The 5,344-nt window shown below is 57.4% G+C and carries 7 protein-coding genes; 5 read left to right on the top strand and 2 right to left on the bottom strand.

The annotated features are described in order from the left end of the window. Together H1Y01_RS15590 and H1Y01_RS15585 are read left to right on the top strand one after the other, a co-directional pair. Window positions 1-273, top strand: a 273-nt coding sequence (locus H1Y01_RS15590; protein WP_180541435.1) for a hypothetical protein, incomplete at its 5' end; no start/stop codon positions are given. Window positions 274-333: 60 nt separating this feature from the next. Next, window positions 334-1,386, top strand: a complete 1,053-nt coding sequence (locus tag H1Y01_RS15585) for a hypothetical protein (RefSeq protein ID WP_180541434.1) — start codon at window positions 334-336, stop codon at window positions 1,384-1,386. Here the strand turns inward: H1Y01_RS15585 and lepA are convergent. Next, window positions 1,383-3,197, bottom strand: coding sequence for a translation elongation factor 4 (gene lepA, locus H1Y01_RS15580; RefSeq protein ID WP_180541433.1), 1,815 nt, complete (start codon window positions 3,195-3,197; stop codon window positions 1,383-1,385). The genes H1Y01_RS15585 and lepA overlap by 4 nt on opposite strands. Between lepA and H1Y01_RS15575 the strand changes: the two genes are divergently transcribed. Genes H1Y01_RS15575 through nusB form a run of 3 tightly spaced genes read left to right on the top strand, consistent with a single transcriptional unit; the run spans window position 3,181 to window position 4,932 of the window. Beyond that, window positions 3,181-4,023 carry an enoyl-CoA hydratase/isomerase family protein gene (locus H1Y01_RS15575; RefSeq protein ID WP_219341597.1) on the top strand — a complete coding sequence of 281 codons (843 nt, stop codon included), beginning with the start codon at window positions 3,181-3,183 and terminating at the stop codon, window positions 4,021-4,023. The genes lepA and H1Y01_RS15575 overlap by 17 nt on opposite strands. Continuing rightward, a complete protein-coding gene (ribH, locus tag H1Y01_RS15570) occupies window positions 4,020-4,496 on the top strand; it encodes a 6,7-dimethyl-8-ribityllumazine synthase (RefSeq protein WP_180541432.1) in 477 nt (158 codons plus the stop codon). The genes H1Y01_RS15575 and ribH overlap by 4 nt, the downstream gene beginning before the upstream one ends. Before the next feature lies 1 nt (window position 4,497). Further along, window positions 4,498-4,932, top strand: a complete 435-nt coding sequence (gene nusB / locus H1Y01_RS15565; protein WP_180541431.1) for a transcription antitermination factor NusB — start codon at window positions 4,498-4,500, stop codon at window positions 4,930-4,932. Here the strand turns inward: nusB and H1Y01_RS19595 are convergent. Further along, window positions 4,922-5,344 (bottom strand): hypothetical protein (locus H1Y01_RS19595; protein WP_219341596.1); only part of this gene is annotated, 423 nt, incomplete at its 5' end. The genes nusB and H1Y01_RS19595 overlap by 11 nt on opposite strands.

The following is a 5,344-nucleotide window of genomic DNA, read 5'->3' as shown; positions in this document are numbered from 1 at the left end:
ACCAACGGCACGGTTGTCTTGATTCCCGATACTCCCAATCGGTCCAGCCACGAGTTGTACAAGACGGCGACCCTCGATCAGTATGGTCACTATAAGATCACGGGCGTCACTCCCGGGAGCTACAGCTTATTCGCGTTTCAGAATGTCGAGCGCGGGATCTGGGAGGATCCTGACTATCTGAAGAACATCGAGAAACAAGGTGTCGCCGTATCGCTCGCCGAAGGTGATCAGCAGTCGAACGATTTGAAGGTAATTATCGGCGATGAAGAGTAGATTCGGGTGTTCCCCAACCGCTGCAAGCCGCGGAGTGATACAACAGTGAGCTGAGGCTACATGAAGCGCGCCTGGCTCGCAATCGGCATTTGCGTTGCAATCCCTTTGTTTGCGCGCACGAGCCTTACTGTTAGCGGTCTGGTTGACATGGTCACGTCCGACCTAGCGATCGATCGGAACGACGAGCGCATCGCCAAGTCGATCCAGTCCGTCCAACTTACCGAGCGGCTGATGCCGGAAACGGTTCTCTTACTCGTCGAAGTGGGCGTGGGTCCGGATACAGCCCGCGCTTTGGGCGCGCTTCTCACGCAATCGGCCCGGCTTCCGCTCCCGGCCGAGCCGCCGATTTCGATCACTCCGCTGCCTTCCGATGACGCGAAAAGCAAGATGCTCAACGCCGCCCGGCTTTACGCCCAGGAGTATCTTACCCACTTACCGAACTTCGTTGCCACTAAAGCGTTGCATAAGTACCGTAACTACAAAGAAGTCGTGGACGGCCAATGGCATAAGGCCGGCCAATACACGACCGAAGCGGCACACTCCTCCACTCGTGGCCACGCGCCAATATCGCCCGATAGGGGCGGAAAGCATCGCGCAGATGGCGAAATCTCCGAGGGTGAATTTGGTGGAATGATGGCGGCCGTTTTCGAACCGCACAGCGCGTCAAGCTTTACCTGGGATCGTTGGCAATTAGTCAATGGTACGCGCATGGCGGTGTTCAACTACCGGGCGCCTCAAGAGTATTCGCATTTTACGCTTTGCTGCCGCAAGGTTGCCCAGCCGGACGGCAGCAAAGCTGACGAGGTCTTTCCGATTGGGCACCGCGGAACCGTGTTTATCGACCCCCAAACCGGCGCAGTCCGGCGGATCGTTATATACGCCACCGGGCTAACGGGAGATTCGCCGATTAGCGCGGCCGGAGATGTCCTGGATTACGGCGAAGTACACATCGGCAATGAACGCTATCTACTTCCCGTGCGCTCCATTGCTTACATCCGGGTGGGTCAATTCGAAACGCGCGATGACGTGGAGTATCGCGACTTCCACAAGTTCAGCACAGAGACAGCGATAGACTTCGGCGACAGCGCAGAAAAACCTCGTCCAAAGAACTAATCGTCGTTTCCGGAGTCGCTAACTTTCAAGACCGCCAGGAAAGCTTCCTGCGGAATATCCACCGAACCCACGCGCTTCATGCGCTTCTTGCCTTCCTTCTGCTTTTCGAGTAACTTTCGTTTGCGTGAGATGTCGCCGCCATAGCACTTAGCCAGCACGTTCTTACGCATGGCGGGGATCGTCTCGCGCGCCACGATCTTATTACCAATCGCCGCTTGCAGCGCGACTTCAAACATCTGCCGGGGAATCAGCTTGCGCATGCGCTCGATCAGCATCTTGCCGCGATCGTACGCGAAGTCTTTATGTACGATGATCGAAAGCGCATCCACCGGCTCGCCGGCGATTAAGACATCGAGGCGTACCATCGGCGATACCCGGAATCCGGCTAAGTGGTAGTCCAGCGAAGCATACCCCCGCGAAACAGATTTCAGCCGGTCATAGAAGTCCAGCACGATCTCATTCAGGGGCATCTCATAGAGCAACAAAACGCGGCCCGCGCCAATATACTCGAACTTCTTCTGCACGCCGCGCTTCTCTTCGAGCAGCGCCAGTATCCCGCCAAGATACTCTTCCCGAGTAATCACGCTGGCATCGATAATCGGCTCTTCGATCTGCTTGATGTTCGACGGATCGGGAAAGCGCGTCGGGTTATCGATCTCGATTACATCGCCCTTAGTCGTAGTTACTCGGTAACGGACGCCGGGCGCGGTCGTGATCAGGTCGATCTTGAACTCGCGCTCGAGCCGCTCCTGGACGATGTCCAGGTGCAGTAATCCCAGAAATCCGCAGCGGAAACCGAAGCCCAGAGCTACTGAATTCTCCGGCTCGAAGCTGAATGCGCTGTCGTTCAAGCGGAGTTTCTCCAGAGCGTCGCGAAGCAGCGTGTGCTCGTGCGATTCCACCGGATACAGACCCGCGAAGACCATCGGCTTGATAAGTTCGAAGCCGGGTAGCGGCTCCGCGGCGGGAGTTTCCTGGTCGGTAATTGTATCGCCGATCTGCGCATCCGAAACCGTCTTGATATTCGCGAACAGATATCCGACTTCGCCGGCTGAAAGCTGCTGCGCCGGAATCGCTTTCGGCGATTGGTATCCCAGGCCTTCCACTTCGAAGACCTGCCCTTCGGCCCACAAGCGGATCTTCTGCCCCAGACGGATGCGGCCATCGACCACACGCATCAAGATAATCACTCCGCGATACGGATCGAACCAGGAATCGAAGATAAGTGCGCGCAGCGGGTCATCCGGCGAACCTTTCGGCGGGGGCACGCGCTTCACAATCGCTTCGAGCGTCTCATGAATCCCGATTCCCTGCTTCGCGCTTACCAGCAGCGCTTCGCTGGCATCCAAGCCGATTACTTGCTCGATCTGTTCGCGAATCCGCTCCGGCTCGGCCGAAGGTAAGTCGATCTTATTGATGACCGGGATAATCTCAAGGTCGTGATTCAGGGCCAGGTAAGTATTCGCCAGCGTCTGCGCTTCAACTCCCTGCGACGCGTCAACTACTAACAGCGCGCCCTCACAAGCCTGCAGGCTGCGAGAGACTTCGTACGAAAAATCCACATGGCCCGGAGTATCGATCAGGTTGAGCTGGTAGTCGTGGCCATCGTCTGCCTTGTAGACCAGCCGGACCGCGTGGGCCTTGATCGTAATCCCGCGCTCGCGCTCGAGATCCATCGAATCGAGGACCTGCTCCATCATCTCGCGCTGCGAAAGCGCGCCCGTGGTTTCCAGCAGCCGGTCGGCGAGCGTGCTTTTCCCATGATCGATGTGCGCGATGATAGAGAAATTGCGGATGAATTCCCGGTCCATGCTGTATGATGAGGGCTCGGTGGAAGAAATTCGATTATCCCATATGAATTTCAGTCACATACAGTTCTCCATCGATGAAGGAATCGGCCTTGTGACCATCCATCGGCCGGAGAAATTAAACGCTCTAAACGCTGCTGTCATGCAGGATTTGCGAACCGTTTTCGAACATGCAGGGAGCAATTCAGAGGTTAAAGGACTGATCCTGACCGGTAGCGGCGAGAAAGCGTTTGTTGCCGGCGCCGACATCCGGGAGCTGGCGGAAATCGATCCGCCGCGCGCTGAAATCCTGTCTTCACAGGGGCAGGCGACCTTTCGCCTGCTGGAGACGATGCGTAAGCCATCCGTCGCCGCGATCAATGGATTCGCTTTGGGCGGAGGGATGGAATTGGCCATGGCGTGTACCGCGCGCATCGCATCGACGAACGCGAAGATGGGTCAGCCGGAAGTGAAGCTTGGTATCGTACCGGGCTACGGCGCGACCCAGCGCTTACCTCGGCTGGTCGGGCGCGGGAAAGCGATCGAGCTTTTGATCAGCGGCGAAATGATCGATGCCGCGGAAGCGCACCGCATCGGCTTAGTCAATCATGTGGTTGAGGGTTCCAACTTACTCGCGTTCGCGAAGGATTGGTTGAAGAAGGTGCTGGCGAACGGCCCCTTAGCAGTGGCACTTACTATACAGGCCGTCGAGACAGGTTACGACGTCGGCCTTGAAGCGGGACTTAGATTCGAAGCCATGGCATTCGGATTCTCAGCTGCTACGGAAGATCGCCGCGAAGGTACGCGCGCTTTTCTGGAGAAACGCCCCGCGGTGTTTACGGGCCGATGAAAGTAATCGAAGGTAAGCTCTCCGCCTCGGGCCTCCGCTTCTGCATTGTCGCGTCCCGCTTCAATAGCTTCATTACGGATCGCCTCATCGCGGGCGCGCTTGACGCCCTAAAGCGATCCGGCGGTTCTGAGGACGATATCGAATTAGTCCGAATTCCGGGCGCGTGGGAGTTTCCGGTGACGGTTCGCGCCATCGCCGCGCAGAAGCGCCATCACGCGATCATCTGCCTGGGTGCGGTGATCCGCGGTGACACACCGCACTTCGACTATGTCGCGGGTGAAGCGGCCGGCGGTCTCGCACGCATTGCGTCTGAAACCGGCGTACCGGTGGCCTTCGGCGTACTTACAACCAATACGGTTGAACAGGCTGTAGACCGTTCCGGCGCCAAAAGCGGCAACAAAGGTTTCGACGCGGCGATGACTGCGATTGAAATGGCTGACTTACTGCGTCAACTAGGAGATGGGTCGCGATAAAATGGCGTCCCGCCACAAAGCCCGGGAACGCGCTCTGCAGATTCTGTTCCAATGGGATCAGCGCAAGCATCCGATAAACGAATCGATCGAAGGCTTCTATGTGTCGCTTGGGCGTGAAGATGATCAGGCCCGCGTGCCGGCTGACCCGTTCATGGAGTTTCTGGTGCGCGGCACGGTCCACAACGCTCCGCAAATAGATACTCTGATTCAGAAGCACGCCGAGCACTGGCGGATCGAGCGCATGCCGGCGGTCGACCGTAATGTACTCCGGCTGGCAGTATATGAGTTACTAAATACGGACACTCCCCCCGCGGTATTGATTGACGAAGCGCTTGAGCTTGCACGCAGGTTCTCGGGCGAGGAGTCTGTGCACTTTGTGAACGGAGTGCTGGATGCCGTGCATCGCGACCAGGTCCGTCCCGCAGCTAGTAACTAGCTTCGGCCAACGCCCGGGCTAACTCAATCGCCTCGCGATCTCCGGAGGGCAGTAGGGGTCCGAGCGGTGTCCCGATGTAGATAATTCCGCCCTTCCCAATCTCCTTTCGAACCGCGATCGGCATGCCTCCGGCTCTGGCAATTACGTCATTACCGTCGGCTTCGATAGGTGCCGCTCCGCCAAAGACCCGAACCATGCCACAAATCGGCCAGTCATAACTGACATACAGGTCGCTCAGATCGTGGGGGGTAACAGCCGGCCCAATTTGTAGTCCGAACAATTCCCTCATGAAATGGCCGTGATCAGAGCACTCGGAAGGAGTCGCGAAGCTAAGGCCGCTCTCGATCAGTAACCATCTGCCCTCGCCGACGGCATCAGCCAGGAAATAGCCTTCTCGATCCCTTAGATTGCG

The sequence above is a fragment of the Nevskia soli genome, assembly GCF_903970205.1.
Taxonomy (GTDB): Bacteria; Acidobacteriota; Terriglobia; order Bryobacterales; family Bryobacteraceae; genus Bog-113.
The sequence above is the reverse complement of the archived record's forward strand: the minus strand, read 5'-3'. Positions and strand labels throughout refer to the sequence as shown.

What these genes read in the sequence shown, in the direction of transcription:
- H1Y01_RS15585 (WP_180541434.1), top strand. Translation starts at nt 334, where the DNA reads ATGAAGCGCGCCTGGCTCGCAATCGGCATTTGCGTTGCAATCCCTTTG.
- H1Y01_RS15575 (WP_219341597.1), top strand. Translation starts at nt 3,181, where the DNA reads ATGAATTCCCGGTCCATGCTGTATGATGAGGGCTCGGTGGAAGAAATT.
- lepA (WP_180541433.1), bottom strand. Translation starts at nt 3,197, where the DNA reads ATGGACCGGGAATTCATCCGCAATTTCTCTATCATCGCGCACATCGAT.
- ribH (WP_180541432.1), top strand. Translation starts at nt 4,020, where the DNA reads ATGAAAGTAATCGAAGGTAAGCTCTCCGCCTCGGGCCTCCGCTTCTGC.
- nusB (WP_180541431.1), top strand. Translation starts at nt 4,498, where the DNA reads ATGGCGTCCCGCCACAAAGCCCGGGAACGCGCTCTGCAGATTCTGTTC.